General features: G+C 62.0%; 20 protein-coding genes. 13 read left to right on the top strand and 7 right to left on the bottom strand.

Annotation, left to right across the window (positions count from 1 at the left end; translation table 11 throughout):
- Nucleotides 1-29: 29 nt before the first annotated feature.
- The gene (locus PHAMO_RS03690) at nt 30-1,424 is read right to left on the bottom strand and encodes a DegQ family serine endoprotease (RefSeq protein ID WP_002726571.1); all 1,395 of its coding nucleotides are present in this window, start codon (nt 1,422-1,424) and stop codon (nt 30-32) included.
- A 141-nt stretch (nt 1,425-1,565) separates the two neighbouring features.
- On the opposite strand from PHAMO_RS03690, the gene PHAMO_RS03685 reads away from it, so the two are divergent.
- Nucleotides 1,566-2,087 carry a hypothetical protein gene (locus PHAMO_RS03685; RefSeq protein WP_002726569.1) on the top strand — a complete coding sequence of 174 codons (522 nt, stop codon included), beginning with the start codon at nt 1,566-1,568 and terminating at the stop codon, nt 2,085-2,087.
- Between the two features lie 88 nt (nt 2,088-2,175).
- On the opposite strand, the gene mlaD is transcribed toward PHAMO_RS03685, so the two are convergent.
- The 3 genes from mlaD to PHAMO_RS03670 are packed head-to-tail and all read right to left on the bottom strand — an operon-like array spanning nt 2,176 to nt 3,631.
- The gene (mlaD, locus tag PHAMO_RS03680) at nt 2,176-2,721 is read right to left on the bottom strand and encodes an outer membrane lipid asymmetry maintenance protein MlaD (protein ID WP_002726567.1); all 546 of its coding nucleotides are present in this window, start codon (nt 2,719-2,721) and stop codon (nt 2,176-2,178) included.
- Nucleotides 2,722-2,733: 12 nt separating this feature from the next.
- The gene (locus PHAMO_RS03675) at nt 2,734-3,225 is read right to left on the bottom strand and encodes an MlaD family protein (RefSeq protein WP_002726565.1); all 492 of its coding nucleotides are present in this window, start codon (nt 3,223-3,225) and stop codon (nt 2,734-2,736) included.
- Nucleotides 3,226-3,271: 46 nt separating this feature from the next.
- A complete protein-coding gene (locus tag PHAMO_RS03670; protein ID WP_002726563.1) occupies nt 3,272-3,631 on the bottom strand; it encodes an NADH:ubiquinone oxidoreductase subunit NDUFA12 in 360 nt (119 codons plus the stop codon).
- 106 nt (nt 3,632-3,737) lie between these two features.
- On the opposite strand from PHAMO_RS03670, the gene PHAMO_RS03665 reads away from it, so the two are divergent.
- The 4 genes from PHAMO_RS03665 to PHAMO_RS03650 are packed head-to-tail and all read left to right on the top strand — an operon-like array spanning nt 3,738 to nt 7,944.
- Entirely contained in the window at nt 3,738-5,255 is a 1,518-nt protein-coding gene (locus tag PHAMO_RS03665; protein WP_002726561.1) for a replicative DNA helicase, read from the top strand.
- Nucleotides 5,256-5,265: 10 nt separating this feature from the next.
- Entirely contained in the window at nt 5,266-6,384 is a 1,119-nt protein-coding gene (gene alr, locus PHAMO_RS03660; RefSeq protein WP_002726560.1) for an alanine racemase, read from the top strand.
- Nucleotides 6,381-7,157: an MlaE family ABC transporter permease gene (locus tag PHAMO_RS03655; protein WP_002726558.1), complete on the top strand. Its 777-nt coding sequence runs from the start codon at nt 6,381-6,383 to the stop codon at nt 7,155-7,157. Before alr ends, PHAMO_RS03655 begins: the two co-directional genes overlap by 4 nt.
- Nucleotides 7,158-7,167: 10 nt before the next feature.
- Nucleotides 7,168-7,944, top strand: a complete 777-nt coding sequence (locus PHAMO_RS03650; protein WP_002726557.1) for an ABC transporter ATP-binding protein — start codon at nt 7,168-7,170, stop codon at nt 7,942-7,944.
- Between the two features lie 133 nt (nt 7,945-8,077).
- Here PHAMO_RS03650 and rpmB read toward each other — a convergent pair whose 3' ends face one another.
- Complete coding sequence (gene rpmB, locus PHAMO_RS03645; RefSeq protein ID WP_002726556.1) at nt 8,078-8,377, bottom strand: 50S ribosomal protein L28; 300 nt, start codon at nt 8,375-8,377, stop codon at nt 8,078-8,080.
- A gap of 188 nt (nt 8,378-8,565) precedes the next feature.
- On the opposite strand from rpmB, the gene PHAMO_RS03640 reads away from it, so the two are divergent.
- A complete protein-coding gene (locus PHAMO_RS03640) occupies nt 8,566-8,967 on the top strand; it encodes a Crp/Fnr family transcriptional regulator (RefSeq protein WP_002726555.1) in 402 nt (133 codons plus the stop codon).
- A 14-nt stretch (nt 8,968-8,981) separates the two neighbouring features.
- On the opposite strand, the gene PHAMO_RS03635 is transcribed toward PHAMO_RS03640, so the two are convergent.
- Nucleotides 8,982-9,188 (bottom strand): hypothetical protein, encoded by a 207-nt coding sequence (locus tag PHAMO_RS03635; protein ID WP_235720784.1) that lies wholly within the window; start codon nt 9,186-9,188, stop codon nt 8,982-8,984.
- Nucleotides 9,189-9,421: 233 nt separating this feature from the next.
- On the opposite strand from PHAMO_RS03635, the gene PHAMO_RS18305 reads away from it, so the two are divergent.
- From PHAMO_RS18305 to PHAMO_RS03605, 6 genes are all read left to right on the top strand, one after another.
- Nucleotides 9,422-11,878 (top strand): ATP-binding protein, encoded by a 2,457-nt coding sequence (locus PHAMO_RS18305; protein WP_002726553.1) that lies wholly within the window; start codon nt 9,422-9,424, stop codon nt 11,876-11,878.
- A gap of 2 nt (nt 11,879-11,880) precedes the next feature.
- The gene (locus PHAMO_RS03625; RefSeq protein ID WP_002726552.1) at nt 11,881-12,321 is read left to right on the top strand and encodes a CoA-binding protein; all 441 of its coding nucleotides are present in this window, start codon (nt 11,881-11,883) and stop codon (nt 12,319-12,321) included.
- A gap of 143 nt (nt 12,322-12,464) precedes the next feature.
- Nucleotides 12,465-13,418 carry an acetyl-CoA carboxylase carboxyltransferase subunit alpha gene (locus tag PHAMO_RS03620; RefSeq protein WP_002726551.1) on the top strand — a complete coding sequence of 318 codons (954 nt, stop codon included), beginning with the start codon at nt 12,465-12,467 and terminating at the stop codon, nt 13,416-13,418.
- The gene (locus PHAMO_RS03615) at nt 13,415-14,158 is read left to right on the top strand and encodes a glycosyltransferase family 2 protein (protein ID WP_002726550.1); all 744 of its coding nucleotides are present in this window, start codon (nt 13,415-13,417) and stop codon (nt 14,156-14,158) included. Before PHAMO_RS03620 ends, PHAMO_RS03615 begins: the two co-directional genes overlap by 4 nt.
- Nucleotides 14,155-14,898 carry a TVP38/TMEM64 family protein gene (locus PHAMO_RS03610; RefSeq protein ID WP_002726548.1) on the top strand — a complete coding sequence of 248 codons (744 nt, stop codon included), beginning with the start codon at nt 14,155-14,157 and terminating at the stop codon, nt 14,896-14,898. Before PHAMO_RS03615 ends, PHAMO_RS03610 begins: the two co-directional genes overlap by 4 nt.
- Nucleotides 14,876-15,454 (top strand): BON domain-containing protein, encoded by a 579-nt coding sequence (locus PHAMO_RS03605; protein ID WP_002726546.1) that lies wholly within the window; start codon nt 14,876-14,878, stop codon nt 15,452-15,454. The genes PHAMO_RS03610 and PHAMO_RS03605 overlap by 23 nt, the downstream gene beginning before the upstream one ends.
- Nucleotides 15,455-15,522: 68 nt before the next feature.
- Here PHAMO_RS03605 and PHAMO_RS03600 read toward each other — a convergent pair whose 3' ends face one another.
- Nucleotides 15,523-18,393: an Rne/Rng family ribonuclease gene (locus PHAMO_RS03600; RefSeq protein ID WP_002726544.1), complete on the bottom strand. Its 2,871-nt coding sequence runs from the start codon at nt 18,391-18,393 to the stop codon at nt 15,523-15,525.
- A 149-nt stretch (nt 18,394-18,542) separates the two neighbouring features.
- Here PHAMO_RS03600 and PHAMO_RS03595 point away from each other — a divergent pair, with 149 nt between their 5' ends.
- A complete protein-coding gene (locus PHAMO_RS03595; RefSeq protein WP_040566148.1) occupies nt 18,543-18,725 on the top strand; it encodes a hypothetical protein in 183 nt (60 codons plus the stop codon).
- Nucleotides 18,726-18,763: the final 38 nt, after the last annotated feature.

Below are 18,763 nucleotides of genomic sequence, written 5' to 3'. Positions count from 1 at the left end.
GCCCCTCAGTCGCCGGGCGGCGAGCCTCATCATCCTTCGATCACCTGAGTCAGGGTCTGGCCGTTGCGGTTGATGGTAAGAGTCCAGCGTGCAAGTTCTCCAGACAGGAGGCGGCGAGCGTCGGCAACACTGACGACCGGACGGTCGTTGATCCGCAATATGCGGTCGCCGGGCTGAAGTCCCAAACGATGCGCCACCGAACCGGGGCGGATCTCCAACACCATCACCCCGGTCAAGGTCGATTCGAGACCGATCTCGTCAGCCAGGGCCGGATTGATATTGACCAGAACCGCACCCGAGAATGGGTTGCGTCCAGAAATTTCACTGCGGTCGCGCGGCGGATCTTCGGGCGGAGCGACCAGCCGGACGGCAAAGCTCCGCTCTCCCCCGCTCCGCAACACCGACAACCGAGCCTCGCCGCCCAGATCAAGCGTGGCAAGACGGAAGCGCAGCCCCTCGGGATCATCAACCTCGCGGCCATTGACTCCGGTAATGACATCGCCATCACGCAGACCGGCGCGGGCGGCGGGGGAATCCCTGCTGACGCTGCTAACCAAGACTCCGACCGGACGGGGCAAGCCCAACGCCTGGGCCAGATCGGCGGTGACAGCTTGCGTCGCCGCCCCCAACCAGGGCCGTACCACTTTGCCGCCCTTGGACAGACCGGCGACAACGGTACGGACCAAAGCGGTGGGAATGGCAAAGCCGATCCCATTCGAGCCGCCATCGCGAGAATAAATCGCCGAATTGATACCGATCAGACGGCCGTTCATATCAACCAAAGCCCCGCCGGAATTGCCCGGATTGATCGAGGCATCGGTCTGGATGAAAGAGCGGAAATCCGAAACGCCGACATTGGTGCGGGCCAGGGCCGACACGATGCCCTGCGTCACGGTCTGCCCCACTCCGAACGGATTGCCGATTGCCAGCACCAGATCGCCGACTTCAAGCTGATCGGAATCGCCCAGCGGCAAGGTGGGGAAGGTTTCCCCCTTCGCGGAGATTTTCAGCACGGCAAGATCGGTGTGTTCGTCGCTCCCAACGATGCGAGCTTCGAACTCGCGGCGGTCGGACAGAACCACCGTCACCTCGTCGGCGTCCTTAATGACGTGATGGTTGGTCACCACCGTCCCATCGGCACCGATCAGCACGCCGGACCCCAGCGAACGCTGTACCCGATCCTGGGGCAGGCCGTGGACATCGCCGAAGAAGCGACGGAAGAACGGATCGGAAAATATCGGCGAGGCCGAAGCGCGGACAACTCTGCGGGTGTAGATATTGACAACCGCCGGAGCAACCTGCCGCGCCACCGGAGCAAAGCTTAAACGAATCTGCTCCCGCGACTGCGGCACGATCTCGGCCGCCATCGCCGGAACGGCGACGGCCAGAGCCAAAGCGATCAGGGCGAAGACGGATCGGTTCATACGCTGGCGTTCCCTCTGTTTTGGCCCGTGTTTTGCAATTTTCGCGACATTGGGCATTCCCTTGGGGGCAAGACAATGATCGATTCAACATCGCAGACAACGCAAGGGGCAAGCACAGCCCTAATGACGTCAGGCGCGCCCATGCCGAGCCTGACGGTGTCCGACGGTAAGTTTAGTGCCGCAGTGGAAGCGGCCAAACGCGCCGCGGCAAGAGAGCAGGCCGCCGACGACGAGATGGCCCAAATCCGCGCAAAAGGCTTCACCGCCTGGGTTCGCGACACCCAAATGGAGAAGCTAAAAGAAGAGCTTCGCAAAAAAATCATGTCGGAGATGGGACTTACCGAAGAGGACCTCGGCAAGATGACCGCCACGATCCAGCAGATTCTCGAGGCACGGATCAAAGAAGAGGTTGAGAAGCGCCTTGCCTCGGCCCTGGCCGCCAATGACAGCGGCAGTTCGTCGAAGCAGGCCGCATCAAACGATAAAAATAGCGCGACACAGGATACCAAGGTCGCCAAGGCCGCTTCGACCGTCCTGGCCGCTCAGGAGCAGGCCACCGCCACCAGTTCCCCCACCCAAACGGAGGAGGAAAAAAGGAACCGGCAGGGCAATTTTGGCATGGTCATTCCTGCCCTGGCAATGCCGGGTTCATCGCTGCTTTAAGCAACCGCTTCATGGAAACGGTCCCGAACCGGCCTCCGCGAGATGTCTCCTCTTTCCTTCGGGGAGAGAGGAGACGGAAGCCCCGTCGTTAAGGCGCTGAAGCCGGAGCCGGCGGCGGCGGCGGAGCGGGAACCTCGGCAGGAGGTTGAGCGGGTGCCGCCGGTACTGAAGCAGCGGCAGGCGGCTGGTTCTCAGACGTCGCAAGGAAGATCAGCTGACCAACCATTTCCTCGATTGATTTGAAGCTGCGGGTCGGTCCCAACCGGCCCCCCGTGGCGATCGTCACCGACGATTGGCCGGGAGTCAGCTTCACAAACTTTCCACCCAGCAATCCCTCGCTGGAAATGCTGGCGACGGTATCGTCGGGCAAGCGGATACCGTGGGCGATCGACATCTTCACCACCGCGTCGAACGTCTGCGGATCAAGCGTCTGGTTCAGAACGGTACCGACCTTGATCCCGTTGATCTTGACGTCGGCCCCGGCGTCGAGACCGCCGACGCTGGTGAAGGTCGCACTGACCTCATACCCCTCGACCTTGCTGAAACTGGCGTGCGACCAGGCAAAGGCCATAAAGACCCCCGCCACGGCAAGCACCACCGCTCCCATGATGGTTTCGATAACAGTCCGTCCCATGGGTCACCCGTTTCAGTTGCTCGTCGTCGGCAGCGGTTTGTCGAGATAGCCGCGCTTGGCCCGCGCCTGCTGAATGATCATATCGAGCAGATCCTCGATCACCACCGCGTCCTGGGTATATTCGATTTCCTGGCCGGGCTTCAGCAACGCATCGTCGCCGCCGGGCCGCAACTCGATATATTTCGCGCCCAACAATCCATCGGTATGGATCAGCGCGGTGCTGTCGGCAGGAAGGTGAACACCGCCCCGCAAGTTGAGAGTCAGCAGTGCCCGGTACTTGTCGTCCAAAGCCTGGGCCGCGACAAAGCCGATGGGAGCCCCGGACAGCCGAACCGGGCTGCCCACGACGATCCCGTCAGCGCGATTGAACCGGGCGGTGACAGAAAAGCTGTTCTCGTCCTTCCTGGCTTGATCGCCCACGAAAAAGACCAGCATCATCGACAGCGCCCCGATAATCAGGACACCGCCGCCGATGACGGCATCGCGATCAGAGCGGCTGACCATCCCCCCTCCCTTCTACAAAATCCCCAACACCCCGCCCCCCTTACCCTCATTTAGAGGAATCGGGCACCCAGGGTTCGTAATCGCCCGTCGCGCGGTCACGCCGACCACCGGCCAGATCGTGCCCCGGCGGCAGATAGGCCTGAGCCGAACCAGTGAGGTTGGGCTGGTGCGATTTCTGCCACGGCTTACGCCCGACCGCATTCAGCGGAGCTGGGGAGGTATGATGCAACCAGGCGTGCCATTCCGCCGGCACGCGCGACGCCTCGGATTTTCCTTTATAGATCACCCAACGGCGCTGACGGGGACGCGATTGCGACCGCTCGGTATAATAGCGGTTACCATCGGGGTCCATCCCAACCAGCTTGCCTTTGACCCAGGTGAACATCAGCGTGCCGAAGGTCGCCATCCTCGTCCTCGATCCATCTTACTTTGCGGTGGGACTATAGGCAAAAGCCCCCCGCCCCGTCCAGTGGGGTGACAGGCCGGAAAATCCGGGCTAGAGTCGGCTGACCATGTCCTCCCAACTCCCTAAACCGCCTCCCGTCCCGGCCGAATCGGCGGCAATACGGGTTCCGCCGCACAATTTCGAGGCGGAGCAGGCTCTGTTGGGCGCAATTCTGCTGTCGAACCGCGCCTATGAGCGTGTGTCGGAGTTTCTGCGCCCCGAGCATTTCGCCGACCCGGTGCACGGGCGAATTTTCGGTACCTGCGGTAAGTTGATCGAGCGCGGCCAAATGGCCAACCCGGTTACACTTAAGACCTATTTCGAAAACGACGGGGGGCTGGCCGAAATTGGCGGCATCTCGTATCTGGCGCAATTGGCCAATGCGGTCGTCTCGGTTATCAATGCCGAGGATTACGGCAAGCTGGTGTTCGACCTGCATCTACGCCGCGAGTTGATCGGACTGGGCGAGGATATGGTCAACGGCGCGTTCGCCGCCGATCTGGACAGTTCCGCCAACGATCAGATCGGTGCCGCCGAAGCCAAGCTATACGACCTTGCCACTACCGGCCAGACAGAAGGCGGATTCGAATCTTTCAACACCATCCTGATCGGTGCCGTCGCCGCCGCCGAGGCCGCCCACAAGCGCCAGGGGAAATTGTCGGGGGTTCCGACCGGGCTGGTCGATATCGATTCGAAATTGGGCGGACTGCACGAATCCGACCTTTTGATCCTGGCCGGACGCCCGTCGATGGGTAAGACCGCCTTGGCCACCAACATTGCTTTCAACGCAGCCTATGCCTATCGCGAGGAAATCGACGCGTTGGGCCGCAAGAAGGGGGTCGATGGTGCCGTCACCGCCTTCTTCTCGCTGGAAATGTCGGCCGAACAGCTCGCCACCCGTATTCTGGCGGAACAAGCCGAAATCGCCAGCCACAAGATCCGGCAAGGCGAGCTTACCAATGACGAATTCGAACGTCTGGTGATCGCCGCCCAGAACCTGCACAAGCTGCCGCTGTTCATCGACGACACCCCGGCACTGTCGATCTCGGCGGTGCGGACCCGCGCTCGACGATTGAAGCGCCAGCATGGGCTGGGGCTGATCGTGATCGATTACCTGCAATTGCTGCGCGGATCGAGCGCGACTTCCGATAGCCGGGTACAGGAAGTATCCGAGATCACCCGCGGTCTGAAAGCTCTGGCCAAAGAATTGTCGGTGCCGGTGATCGCCCTGTCGCAGTTGTCCCGCGCCGTCGAATCGCGTGAAGACAAGCGACCGCAATTGTCCGATTTGCGAGAATCCGGCTCGATCGAGCAGGACGCCGACGTTGTCATGTTCGTTTTCCGAGAACAATATTACCTTGAACGTGCCGAGCCCGGCCGTCGCCCCGACGAGGCGGAAGACAAGTTCAACGATCGCCACGCCCGCTGGCAGCAGCGATGCGAGGAGGTGTGGAACACCGCCGAAGTGATCGTCGCCAAGCAACGTCACGGCCCCGTGGGTACGGTGAGACTGTCGTTCCGCGGCGAATTCACCAAGTTCGGTAATCTCGCCACCGCCGGCCATTACGAAGAGCCGGGTTTTTGAGAGGGAAGCCATGACCGATCCTTCCCACGCCGGAAGTCTGTTGACCATCGACGTCGCGGCGATCGTCGCCAATTGGCGGTTGATTTCCCAGGGCGTGACACCGGCCGAGGCTGCCGCCGTGGTCAAGGCCGATTCCTATGGCCTGGGGGCCGAGCATATCGCCCCGGCACTCGCCGCCGCAGGCTGCAAAACCTTTGTCGTCGCCACGTTGGACGAGGGTATCGCCCTGCGTTCGGTTGTTCCCGCCGCGGTGATTCTGGTGCTGAACGGGCCATTCCCCGGCACCGAGGCCGAGTTCGCCGCTCACAGTCTGGTGCCGGTGCTGAACAGCCTGGGGCAAATCACCGCTTGGGCGAATTTTGCCAAAGCAGGTAGCGGCGCTCCGGCAGCGGCGATCCATATCGACACCGGGATGAACCGGCTGGGATTGGACGAAGCCGAACTGGACCGGCTGGCCGCCCGCCCCAGCGTTCTCGCTGGTGTCCGCCCGATTCTGGCGCTGTCGCATCTGGCCTGCGCCGACGAACGCAACAACCCGATGAATGAGGAACAGCATATGCTGTTCACTCGGCTGGCAGCCCGACTGCCCGCGATGCCACTCAGCCTCTCGGCGTCAAGCGGGTGCTTCCTGGGACGGAACTATCATTTCGATCTCGTCCGGCCGGGTGCCGCGCTCTATGGCATCAACCCAACCCCCGACCGCCCCAATCCGATGGCCCAAGTCGTTCGTCTACAAGGAAAAATCCTTCAGGTTCGTGACGTTGACAGCCCCCGGAGCGTTGGCTATGGTGCCACCTATCGCGTCACTGGACCGGGACGGATCGCAACCGTGGCGGTTGGATATGCTGATGGCTGGTTCCGCTCGCTGGGCAATCGCGGTCATGGCATGATCGGAGGGGTGAAAGTGCCGCTGGTCGGACGGGTGTCGATGGATTTAGCCTGCTTCGACGTCAGTGCCGTGCCGCCCTCACAGGCGCACCCTGGCGCGCTGATCGACCTGATCGATCCCGACTTCACCGTCGATGACGCCGCCGCCGATGCTGGCACCATCGGCTACGAAATTCTTACCGCATTGGGACGACGCCATCATCGCCGCTGGTTAACCGGTGCCGAGGAGGCGCAGACGTGACCAACGTGCTTGCCGCCATCGGCCGTGTCTTCATCGCGTTTCTGTCCCAGATCGGCCGGGTTTCCGCGTTCACCGCCCTTGCGGTGTCGCATACGGTCCGGCCACCCTTTTATCCGCGCCTGCTGCTGCGCCAGATGGTGGAGATCGGGTATTACTCGCTCCCCGTGGTGGGGTTGACCGCGATTTTCACCGGCATGGTGCTGGCGCTGCAAAGCTATTCCGGCTTCGCCCGCTTCTCGGCCGAAGGCGCGGTGGCAACGGTGGTGGTGCTGTCGGTAACCCGCGAGCTGGCTCCGGTTTTGGCCGGGCTGATGGTGGCGGGACGAATCGGCGCCTCGATGGCGGCCGAAATCGGCACGATGCGGGTGACCGAGCAGATCGACGCCCTGACCACCCTTTCGACCGATCCATTCAAATATCTAGTGGCTCCGCGCTTGCTGGCCGGCACCCTGATGATGCCGCTGCTGGTGCTGATCGCCGACATTATCGGTGTCTTCGGCGGCTACATCGTCGGCGTCTATAAGTTGGGGTTCAACTCGGCCACCTATATCTCGCGCACCTGGGAATATCTTGAACCGCTCGACGTGATATCCGGCCTGACCAAGGCGGCCGTGTTCGGGTTCATGATAACCCTGCTCGGCTGTTACAACGGCTATTACTCCAGAGGTGGAGCCCAGGGCGTCGGCACCGCCACCACCAACGCCGTCGTGTCGGCGGCCATCATGATCTTGGTGTTCAATTACCTGATCACCGCCCTGTTCTTTGGCAAGTGAGGCGTTACCAGTGACCGCTGTTCCGCCCAAGATCGTTCTGAAAGACGTCCACAAATCGTTCGGCCCCAAGGTCGTACTGGACGGCATCGATTTGTCGATCGCCCGAGGTGAATCCGTGGTGGTGATCGGCGGGTCCGGCACCGGAAAGTCGGTGATGCTGAAATGCATCCTTGGGCTGCTGCGGCCCGAGCGCGGCTCGATTCGGATCGACGGCGAGGAAGTCGTCGGCATTCCCGCCCGCGAGCGTGAACAGGTGATGCGCAAGTTCGGAATGCTGTTCCAGGGCGGCGCTCTGTTCGACTCACTTAAGGTGTGGGAAAATGTTGCGTTCGGCCTGATTCAGGGCCAGCGGATGGCCCGCGCCAAGGCCCGCGATATCGCCTTTGAAAAACTGGCCCAGGTCGGGCTGTCGGCAGCATCGGGCACGCTGTTCCCGTCAGAACTGTCGGGCGGCATGCAGAAGCGCGTCGCCCTCGCCCGCGCTATCGCCACCAGCCCCGAAATTATCTTTTTCGACGAACCAACCACCGGGCTGGACCCGATCATGGCCGATGTCATCAACAGCCTGATCGTCAAATGCGTCAAGGACATGGGAGCGACCGCGCTGTCGATTACCCACGACATGGCCAGCGCCCGCAAGATCGCCGACCGTATCGCCATGCTCTATAAGGGGCAATTGATCTGGGTCGGCCCGGCTCAGGGTATCGAGACCTCGGGCAATCCCTTTGTCGATCAATTCATCCACGGCCGCGAAAAAGGGCCGATTCAGATGGAATTGCGAGCCTAAGCGATTCCGTCCATTCAAACAGAACCGGCCTCTGGTGGTAGCCAGAGGCCGGTTCTTCTCTGCGTTCAGACACGCGAAAAAAGGGCCCGCCTAAGCGGGCCCTCTTTAAAACCTTCGCGGATACGAAATCCGGTTAGGCGGCAACCGGCTTGCTGGCCAGGGCGCGCTGAATGCGACGCTTCAGGCGACGCGCGGCCTCGGGCAACTTGGAATCGGTCACCGACAGCAGATAGGAGTCGATACCGCCGTTATGCTCGACGGTCTTCAGACCGTTGGTGCACAGACGCAGACGAACAGTCTGGTTCAGGGCGTCGGACAAGAGCGACACTTCCTGGAGATTGGGCAGGAACCGCCGCCGGGACTTGTTGTTGGCGTGGCTGACGTTGTTGCCGGTCAGAACGCCCTTGCCGGTGATGGCGCAGCGACGTGCCATGTCGAAAATCCTCGCTAGAATACGGGCGCCGGCCCACGCCCGACCGTAATCGATCAGGCTGTGCCGGAGGAAGCCGCGTTTTTACGGTGGTCAGGGCCAGCCGTCAAGGCCGAATCGCAGGTTCGGCCAATCCGAGGCCGTGTTATGGTCGATACAGACAACGACTGGGCCGGAGATGGTGGTGAATTATGACGGGAAATAGCGGCGGAGCTGAACGGCGGAGCTTTCCACGGGGAACGATAATCTTCCGCGAGGGTGAAGCCGGCAACGAAGCCTATCTTCTTCACCAGGGTACCGTGCGGATATTCAAGACCGTCGCCGGACGACGGGTCACCATCGGCATGGTTCGCCCGTTCCAAGTGTTCGGCGAGTTGTCGATGATGGACGAGTCCCCGCGCATGGCGGGAGCCGTGGCCGACGACGATGTTGTCTGTCTGATCCTGCCGAAGCAGGCGATCCGGGCGATGATGGACCAAGCCCCCGAAGGACTATCAACCCTGATCCTGTCGATGCTTGCGACGATGCGATCGATGGGGCACGAACTGGCAGACGCCCGCGCCGCACTGCTTGAAAACAGCGGCAAGGGGTAAGACCAGACCGCTTCCTACTCCGGGATTTCCGTGATCGAACTCGTCAAGCCGTCAACCATATCGTGAAGAATTTGGCGGAATTGATCGGTGCTGCATCCCATGAGCAGAGCATCTTCAAGCGCGTCATGCGCCAGCGCCTTAAGCTCGGCATAATTCTCGTTGAGGACTTTTATCTTTTCCACACAGGAAACCGGTGATCCGCTGGGCTTCAGCCAGACCAACCCGTTTGCCTCGTCCAGTATCGTTCGACCCGATCCCACGTCGTCCTCCGGTCATACTGCAAGCCCGAATCAATACCGCGAACCGACGACGGCCTGGAAGACAAAATTGCGCCGCACCGCCGTGCCAAAGGCGCTGAAAGCCACCCTTGCATGCACATCAGGGTAGGAATATTCTCGCTCTAATCGGTTATTCTCGGTTGAATAGGGGCGATCCAAACTTGCTCCCGCCTGCGATGTCTCTTCACCTGCGACGTCCCCGCTGGCTGATCGCTGCCGTGATCCTGGTAAATTTGATTGTCGTCGGGCTAGCGGTCGTGACGATCGATCTCGACCTCAGGGGCCGCCGCCAGACGGTACAGGCATCGACACGGATGGTATCCGGAATTCTCGTCGATAAGTTCAGCCACTACTTACAGCGCATCGACCTCGAACTCCAGACGATCGCCGATGAAGCGATCCGGGGCGGGGAATTGGCCACGACAGGCGACCCAGCGACATTGATCGCGTTTCTCGACCGCCACAGAGCACGAATTCCGGGACTGACGGAAATCAACCTTCTCGATGCCGAGGGAAGGGTCGTCCTGTCCTCGTTCGGCACGAATGGCTCCCTGAGCCTGTCGGTTAATAAAATGGCATTCTTCGCCCGCTTGCGCGACGAACCGAAAGCCGGATTGGTGGTCTCGCGCCCGGTGAGCGACGAGAGCAATCAGCAACGCCTATTGCTGATCGGCCACCGGATCAACCTGCCTGACGGTGGATTTGGGGGCGTTGCGATGGCGGTACTGCCTGCCGCCTATCTATCCGAGATGTTTGCCGCCATCCACCCCGATCCTGGCATGCACATCTCGCTCGTGAACCGACAAATGGAATTCATCGCCCGTCATCCAGCGGTCGCGGCGATGGAGGGGGCGGCGATCAGTTCCGCCGTCTCGGACGAGATCCGCGCCCTGATCGAAGCAGAAACCGAAGCCGCGCCACTGCGCGCCATATCGCGGCTGGACGGGCTATCTCGTACCTCTTTTATCCGCAAGGTACCGGGACAGCCTCTGTTCTTCAGCGTCGGAGTCGCCGACGAGACATACCTGAAACCCTGGAGGGCCGAAGGAACGCGGATCGGGCTGGTTTCTACGGCATTCGCGGTCTTGTCGCTGTTGCTGACCCTGGCGGTGCGGCGGAATTGGGCGGAACGCGAGGCGGCGATCACCTCGCTGGAAGCGGCCCACACCGAGATCCGTTCCCATGCCGAGCGGCTGGACATGGTGCTGCGGGGGGCCAATGACGGCTGGTGGGACTGGAACCTGTTGCTGGACGAGATATACGTCTCGCCGCGCTGGTGGGAAATGCTGGGCCACGCCCCCCAGGGCACGAGAGGACCTCCCAGCTTATGGCGGAGCAGAACCCACCCGGACGACCTGCCCCGCGTCGAAGCCGATCTGGCACGGTCTCTCACCTCGGATCAAACCACCGTGCAGATCGAGATCCGGCTGCGCCACGCCAAGGGCCATTATCTGCCGACCCTGATGCGCGGCTATATCCTCCGCGATTTCTCGGGCCGGGCGCTGCGGATGTCGGGGACCAGTACCGATCTGACCGAAATCCGCAGGTTCGAAGCGATTTTGCAAGCGATGTTCGACCTGTCGCCGCTGGGCAAATGCCGAACCGATCCCGACGGCAATATTCTTGACGTCAACGTCGCCCTGCTCAACACGAGCGGAATGAGCCGGACCGAACTGATCGGAACGATTCTGCCTGGAATCGTGCCACAGCCCGGCCCCGGCGAGGAAGGAAGACGGCGTGAACATCTGGACTCAACCGGAACCTATGGCCCGTTTGAAACGGTGATGCATCGGCCCGATGGGCAAACAGTGGCGGTACGATTGCGTGGCGTGCGGATCAAGGCCGATGGCGGCCCCGATTCGATCTACACCATCGTCGAGGACATCACGGACGAGAAAGCGATTATGCAGGCGTTGGAGGAGCGGACTCGCGATCTGGCCCGCTCCAACGCCGATCTGGAACAATTCGCCTATGTCGCCAGTCATGATCTGCGCGAACCGCTTCGAATGGTGTCGGGATTCCTTGGCCTGCTGGAGCGGCGCTATACCCCCAATCTCGATGCGGAGGGGGGGCAGTTCATCGCCTTCGCCAAGGAAGGGGCGCAGCGGATGGACAGATTGATTCTCGATCTGCTCGATTTCTCACGAATTGGGCGCGCGGGAGCGCCGCAGGAGCGCATGCAGATCAAAAACGCGGCCGACCAAGCGATCCGCAATCTGGCGGTCGGGATCGAGGAAAGCGGCGCGGAGATCGAAATCGATCCCATCCTGGCCGAGGCTCAGATCAGCGGCGATCCCGTCCAATTGACCCGCTTGTTCCAGAACCTGATCGGTAACGCGCTAAAATACCGCAACCCCGACCGCTCGCCGCAGATCCACGTAACGGGACAGATTGAAAACGAGATGTGGAAAGTCTCGATCGCCGATAATGGCATCGGGATCGAACCGGAATATTTCGACAGAATCTTCCGTATTTTCCAACGTCTTCACACCCGTGAGCAATTCGAGGGAACCGGCATTGGGCTGGCCGTCTGCCGCAAGATCGTCGAACATCATGGCGGTCAGATCTGGATCGAGTCGATTCCGGGCGAAGGAAGTACCTTCACCTTTACCCTTCCGACAGACGATAATTGACGATGAGCGAACCGCCCCCACTGATCTATTCCGACGAAACCCTCCGGTCGATTCTGCGTTCGGTCCGCACCATCGCGGTGGTGGGGGCCTCGGCCGATCCCAACCGCCCCAGTCACGAGGTGATGGCATTCCTCGAATGCCAGGGCTATCGCATCGTCGCCGTCAATCCCGCTTTGCCCACAGGCGCGCTCGGCCCCATCCCGGTCTATCCCGATCTCGTCTCGATTCCAGGGGAGGTTGACATGGTTGATGTCTTTCGCCGCTCCGAGGCGGCGGGGGCAATCGCGGATCAGGCCATCGCCATCGGCGCCCGAGTGCTGTGGATGCAGCTTGGCGTGCGTGACGACAACGCGGCGATCCGGGCGGAGAAGGCAGGGCTGACCGTGGTGATGGACCGCTGCCCCAAGATCGAACTCCGCCGATTAAAGCTTGGTCCAATCTGATCTTCCGTCGTTGCCATGGAAGGCGGCGCGCGCCAAGACCCAAGGACGTCGGGAGAGCGTCGCTTCATGGTGCACTGCCGAATAATTCTGTTCGCAACAACGCCACTTGCTCCCGAGCGCGGGTGCTTGTATGACATCGTTTCATGCATATTCTCGAATTCGAAAAGCCCGTCGCCGAGCTCGAGGGCAAAATTGAGGAGCTGCGACACCTCTCCGACAGCGGTGAAGTCAACATCGCCGAGGAGGTAAGCAAGCTCCAGGCAAAGGTCGATAAGCTGCTGCGGACGACCTACGCCAAGCTCACGCCCTGGCAGAAGACGCAGGTGGCTCGCCACCCACAGCGTCCGCACGCCCTTGCCTACATTCAAGCCCTGATCGAGGACTTCACGCCTCTGGCTGGCGACAGATTGTTCGCCGAGGATCAGGCTATTGTCGGCGGGTTAGGACGCTTCCGCGGTCGCTCGGTCGTCGTGATCGGCCATGAAAAAGGCCACGATACCGACGGACGTATCCGCCACAATTTCGGCATGGCGAAGCCCGAGGGATACCGCAAGGCCCGTCGCCTGATGGAACTGGCCGACCACTTCCAGATTCCGGTGGTCACGTTGGTCGATACCGCCGGTGCCTATCCGGGCGTCGATGCCGAAGCACGCGGTCAGGCCGAAGCGATCGCCCGATCAATCGATGCCGGTCTTAATCTGCGGGTGCCGTTCGTCTCGACCATCATCGGTGAAGGCGGATCGGGCGGCGCGATCGCACTGGCGACCGCCAACACCGTGCTGATGCTGGAGCATTCGGTCTATTCGGTCATCAGCCCGGAAGGCTGTGCCTCGATCCTGTGGCGATCGGGCGAAAACGCCAAGGACGCCGCCGAGCAATTGCGCCTGACCGCTCAGGATCTTCTGAAGCTTGGCGTGATCGATGCCGAGGTGCCGGAGCCGCTGGGCGGCGCGCATCGCGACGTGCCGATGATCGTCCAAACCCTGGGCAACGCTCTTGAAAAGGCGCTGGGCGATCTGTCCGGCATCGAAGGCGGCGTTCTGCGGGCGCGGCGGCGTGAAAAGTTCCTTGAAATGGGCAAGGTGGGGCTGTCGTGACGAACGTGCTGGCACCAGAACTCTCTGTTGTGGTGCCGGTCCGCAACGAGGCCGACAACATCCTGCCCTTGTTGCGGGAAATCCACGTTGCCCTCAAGACCCGAATTGCGTTCGAGGTCATCTATGTCGATGACGGATCGACCGACGCCACCCCCGAAGTCCTGACCCAGGCCCGCGCGCTTTACTCCCGGCTGGTGGTGCTGCGGCACAAAACCGCCTGCGGACAAAGCCGGGCGGTAGCCACCGGCGTTCGTGCCGCCCAAGCCCCGCTGATCGCGACCCTGGACGGCGACGGCCAAAACGATCCGGCTGATCTGCCCGCGATGCTTGACCGCTGGCGGGCCGCTCCCGAACAGATTCGGCCCCGGTTAATGATTACCGGATGGCGGGCCGACCGCCGCGACGATCCGGTACGCCGCTTGTCCTCGACCGTCGCCAACAAGGTCCGCGCCGCCCTGCTCGGCGATGGCGTGCCGGATTCCGGTAGCGGTATCAAACTGCTGCCGCGCGAGTTGTTTATCGAACTCCCCTTCTTCGATCACATGCACCGTTTCATGGCGGCGCTGGTGATGCGAACCGGCGGCACGATCGAGACGGTGCGGGTTAACCACCGCCCGCGTGAGCGTGGTGTCTCCAAATACGGGGTATGGGACCGGCTGTGGGTCGGGATCGTCGACCTGCTCGGGGTGATGTGGTTGATCCGTCGCTCGCAGGTTCCGGTGGTCGAGAAGCCCGAGTGATTTCTCCACTTCCGCCCGGATTTCGTCTCCGGGTTCTTCTGCGTGGACTGGTGCTGATCGCCACTTTGGTCGCAGTAGGATTCCTGATCGAGGGATTCGGTTTTCGCGACGCTCTCGATACCAGTTGGATTGATTCACAAATTCGCGGCAAAGGTCTCAGCGGCGACGCCCTGTTCGTCGTGGTTGGGGCGTTGTTTGCCGGAATCGGCCTCCCGCGTCAGGCTGTCTGCTTCCTGGGAGGCTACGCCTTCGGCTTTGCCGAGGGGGTTCTGTGGTCCAGCCTAGCCTCGGTGCTGGGCTGTATCGGTGCATTCTATTACGCCCGCTTCCTCGGCCGCTCGCTCGTCGTTACCCGCTTTCCCGAACGAATCGCCCGGCTCGATGCCTTTCTCGCCGGCAATACCTTCTCAATGTCGCTCCTGCTGCGACTGCTGCCAGTTGGCAGCAACCTGCTGGCCAACCTTGCCGGCGGCGTTTCGGGCGTGCGAGCGGTGCCGTTCTTCCTGGGGTCGGCATTGGGCTATCTGCCTCAGACCCTGGTCTTTGTCCTGTTGGGCAGCGGCATCCAGGTCGATCCGGTCTTCCGCATCGGCAGCAGCGTGATATTGTTTATTGCTTCGGGGGTATTGGGGGTCTGGCTGTATCGGCGTTATCGCCACGGCCGTCGCCTTGATGCCGAGACCGAGGCTGCTCTGGACGAAGGGAATAGTGGGGACGATGTGGCAACGCGGTCCGGTTGAGATTGTTCTGGCTCTGGCCCTGATCCTTCCGGTCGGGTGCGCACCATTCGGAGATGCTGCCGGGCCAGGGGTCTCGACCCCGGCGTCCGGTCTGGGAATCGTGGTGCGCCCTGGCGACGAAACCATGGCAAGCATGGTACGAACGAAGCTGGCCGAAACTGACCGAGACTCGTTTCAAGGCGTGTCGGTATTAGTCTGGAACGGCACCGCTCTTCTGACCGGGGCCGTGATTCGTCCCGAACAACGCCACCGCGCCGAACAAACGGCCCGCGCCGTTCCGGGAATCGTCGAAGTCCACGACGAATTGCAATTGGCCGAAAAAGCAGCCCTGAACAGCTTTGCACCCGATACCAAGCGCGAAGCGGACATCCTGGCTCAACTCTCGACCCACCCAAACCTGACCGGCAGTTTCACCCTGCGGATGGTGCATGGTGTCGCCTATCTGCTGGGGTCCGCCCCCAGCCGCGCCGAAGCCGAAAATGCCGCCGACCTGATCCGCGACATCGAAGGTGTCAAATGGGTGGTCGATCACGTCACCGTGACGAACGGCAGTTAGGGCGCGGTTCGGTAATAAAGCGGTCCCCTCCGCTGCCATCTCGGCAACGGAGGGGACGCGATCTCAGATCAGGGAACCAGACGGTTCCACCAACCGCGACGGGGCGGATTAACCGGCAGCGGTGCGGCAACCTCCTCGACCACAGGAGCGGGAGCCGCCTGGGGCGCAGGAACCGGAGCCGGAGTCACCTCGACCACAGGAGCCGGAACCGGAGCCGCTTCAGGCGCAGGAGCCGGAGCGACAACGACGTCCGCAACGGGGGCCAGCTCGAAGAGCGGGGCGGACGCCACTTCGGCCTCGGCCACCGCCTTTTTACGCGGAGCACGGCGACGCTTGGGCTTTTCCGCCTCAGCCGCCGGAACCTCACCCTCGGCAACGGGAGCAGCCCCCGCTTCGGCTTCGGTCGCCGCTTTCTTACGCGGCGCACGGCGACGCTTGGGCTTTTCCACCTCAGCCGCCGGTTCTTCGACGACGGGAGCAGGATCGGCCGGAGCGACAGCGACCGGCTCAGACAAAACCGGCTCGGCAGCAGATTCCACCACAGGCTCGACAACGCTCTCGACGGCAATCGGAGCCGCGGAGGTCACGATCTCGACCGGAATCTCGATCACGGCAACAGGAGGCGCAACCTCGGCGGCAAGACGGGGAGCGGCGTCTTCGGCAGCGGCGGCCGAATCCTCGCTCGCCTCACCCTCGACGCCCTCCGGCCCCATGTCCTCGCGCCGACGCCGACGACGGCCACCACGACGGCCACGACGACGCTTACGCGGCTGGTCGCCGTCGCCCGCATCGAGACGGTTGGATTCCTCGTCTCCCTCGGCCTCGTCGCCTTCGGCTTCGGCCTCACCCTCAGCGTCATCCTCGCCGAGTTCGTCATCGGCAACAGCAACGGCGGTCACGGTGGGAGCGGCCTCAGCGGCTCCATCCTGCGGCGCATCACCAGGCTTGCGCTTATTGCGACGACGGCGACGACGGCGCTTGGCGCCATTGGCATCGGTATCGCCGTCCTCGGTACGGGCCTCACCGCCCGAACCGGCGACGGCATCCTTCTCGATCTCGATCTCGTCCTCTTCCTCGTCCTCTTCGACGTCATCGATATCGGCTTCGACGACCTCTTCGGCTTCCTCAGCCGAGATGCGGGCGGCCATGTTGTCGTCCATTGAAACAACAGAGCGCGCCGGTTCGTCCGGACGGAATTCGGCTTTGACTCGATCCATCCGGAAGGCGGGCGGGATCAGCGTATCGTCGCCGGACAGCAACACCGAGAACTCGTACCGCGCTTCGATCAAGGCCAGCGCGTCACGTTTCTGGTTAAGGATATACAGGGCGATCGGGGTCGGCACATACATCGTCACCTCGGACGAGCGGCGACGAATGCCCTCTTCCTCAATGGCGCGCAGCACATGGACAGCAGCGGATTCGACCGAGCGCACCAGACCCGTACCACCGCAATGGCGGCAGGGCGTAAAGGTGGTTTCCTGTAAGGACGGACGCAGGCGCTGGCGCGACAGTTCGAGCAGGCCGAAGGCGCTGATCTTGCCGACCTGGATACGGGCGCGGTCATTCTTCAGCGCTTCCTTGACCCGGCGCTCGACCGCATGATTGTTGCGGCCTTCTTCCATGTCGATGAAGTCGATGACAATCAAACCGGCGAGATCGCGCAGACGCAACTGGCGCGCCACCTCGTCGGCGGCCTCCAGATTGGTCTTCACCGCGGTTTCCTCGATATGGCGCTCGCGGGTAGCGCGGCCGGAATTGACGTCGATCGCGACCAGAGCTTCGGTCTGCGAAATGACGATATAGCCGCCCGACTTCAGCTGGACCACAGGGCTGTGCATCGCGTCGAGCTGAGTTTCCACCTGATAACGGTGGAACAGCGGCATGATCGGGTCCTTATAGGGCTGGACCTTCTTGGCATGGCTGGGAGTCAGCATCCGCATGTAATCCTTGGCGAGGCGATAACCTTCATCGCCGTCAACCAGGACTTCGTCGATATCGCGGGAGTAAAGATCGCGGATCGAACGCTTGATCAGGCTGGCTTCTTCATAGACCAGGGCTGGCGCGGTCGAGCTTAGGGTCAATTCCCGAACGCTTTCCCACATGCGGATTAGATATTCGTAATCGCGGCGGATTTCGGTCTTAGACCGCTCGGACCCGGCGGTACGAATAATCACCGCCATGCCATCGGGAACATCGATCTCGTTGGCGATCGCCTTCAGCCGACGCCGGTCAGTGGCGCTGACGATCTTACGCGAGACCCCGCCGCCACGCGCGGTATTGGGCATCAGGACGCAATAGCGTCCGGCCAGCGACAGATAGGTCGTCAGAGCAGCGCCTTTATTGCCGCGCTCTTCTTTCACCACCTGCACCAGCATGATCTGGCGGCGCTTGATAACTTCCTGGATCTTGTAATTGCGCAGCAGCTTGGCACGACGGCGCTCGGACTCGGCGTCGTCGTCGCCGCCGACGGTCTCGACGGCGTGCTGGCGTTCGGATTCGGCGGCGTCGGTCACGGCACCATCGGTCACCGCCCCATCACCGGATTCGATTGCCGCACTCTCGGACGCTTCGCTCCCCTCGGCGCCCTCGGCAGCCTCGGGAGTGTCGCCCAGGGGGGCCTCGTCACGATCGGCGGCAGATTCGCGCATCACCTCGGCGCGCTGGGCCGCGATCAGAGCCTGTCGGTCGGCAACCGGGATCTGGAAATAATCCGGGTGGATTTCGCTGAAAGCCAGGAAACCATGGCGATTGCCGCCATATTCGACAAAAGCCGCCTGAAGCGACGGTTCGACACGAACGACCTTGGCGAGGTAGATATTCCCCTTCAGTTGTCGTTTGGTGGAGGTTTCGACATCAAGCTCGTCGAGACGCGTCCCATTCACCACGACGACCCGGGTCTCCTCCGGATGCGTGGCATCGATCAACATACGTTTGACCATTAAATCCATAACTCCGTGGCGCCGCTCGCGACGCATGGCGTGCGAGCAAGCTGCTGTCTGATCCGGCGAAGCCGGGGCGCCGCATGGGCGCGCGATCGGTCGTATTGCCGGCAAGGCCTGCGACAGTGTCCACGATCTGGGGATGTGGGATGAGCGACATGGTCGGCGGCAACCTGATCTCGGGCGTCACGCCCGGCTTCGAATTCGAAAACGGCAACGCAGGCCGAATGAAGAGCGTCTCGCCGGGGTCGCGTCTGCCGCGAAAAGGCGCTACGCCATACCGCCCGCGAGCGGACGAACGGACATTGCGTGCTGATGACGCTTCAAAATAGCGGTAGTGGCCGCTTTCGACAACGATCTTATTGGTCCA

This window comes from Magnetospirillum molischianum DSM 120, from assembly GCF_000294655.1.
GTDB classification, from domain to species: domain Bacteria; phylum Pseudomonadota; class Alphaproteobacteria; order Rhodospirillales; family Magnetospirillaceae; genus Phaeospirillum; species Phaeospirillum molischianum.
This window is presented reverse-complemented; position numbering and strand designations above follow the sequence as displayed.

Bases quoted from the DNA above. Each gene is read 5' to 3' on its own strand.
- alr (WP_002726560.1), top strand. From the start codon at position 5,266: ATGACCGATCCTTCCCACGCCGGAAGTCTGTTGACCATCGACGTCGCG.
- PHAMO_RS03625 (WP_002726552.1), top strand. From the start codon at position 11,881: ATGAGCGAACCGCCCCCACTGATCTATTCCGACGAAACCCTCCGGTCG.
- PHAMO_RS03670 (WP_002726563.1), bottom strand. From the start codon at position 3,631: ATGGCGACCTTCGGCACGCTGATGTTCACCTGGGTCAAAGGCAAGCTG.
- PHAMO_RS03665 (WP_002726561.1), top strand. From the start codon at position 3,738: ATGTCCTCCCAACTCCCTAAACCGCCTCCCGTCCCGGCCGAATCGGCG.
- mlaD (WP_002726567.1), bottom strand. From the start codon at position 2,721: ATGGGACGGACTGTTATCGAAACCATCATGGGAGCGGTGGTGCTTGCC.
- PHAMO_RS03595 (WP_040566148.1), top strand. From the start codon at position 18,543: ATGAGCGACATGGTCGGCGGCAACCTGATCTCGGGCGTCACGCCCGGC.
- PHAMO_RS03600 (WP_002726544.1), bottom strand. From the start codon at position 18,393: ATGGTCAAACGTATGTTGATCGATGCCACGCATCCGGAGGAGACCCGG.
- PHAMO_RS03640 (WP_002726555.1), top strand. From the start codon at position 8,566: ATGACGGGAAATAGCGGCGGAGCTGAACGGCGGAGCTTTCCACGGGGA.
- PHAMO_RS03685 (WP_002726569.1), top strand. From the start codon at position 1,566: ATGCCGAGCCTGACGGTGTCCGACGGTAAGTTTAGTGCCGCAGTGGAA.
- PHAMO_RS03690 (WP_002726571.1), bottom strand. From the start codon at position 1,424: ATGAACCGATCCGTCTTCGCCCTGATCGCTTTGGCTCTGGCCGTCGCC.
- PHAMO_RS03675 (WP_002726565.1), bottom strand. From the start codon at position 3,225: ATGGTCAGCCGCTCTGATCGCGATGCCGTCATCGGCGGCGGTGTCCTG.
- PHAMO_RS03605 (WP_002726546.1), top strand. From the start codon at position 14,876: ATGTGGCAACGCGGTCCGGTTGAGATTGTTCTGGCTCTGGCCCTGATC.
- rpmB (WP_002726556.1), bottom strand. From the start codon at position 8,377: ATGGCACGTCGCTGCGCCATCACCGGCAAGGGCGTTCTGACCGGCAAC.
- PHAMO_RS18305 (WP_002726553.1), top strand. From the start codon at position 9,422: ATGTCTCTTCACCTGCGACGTCCCCGCTGGCTGATCGCTGCCGTGATC.
- PHAMO_RS03620 (WP_002726551.1), top strand. From the start codon at position 12,465: ATGCATATTCTCGAATTCGAAAAGCCCGTCGCCGAGCTCGAGGGCAAA.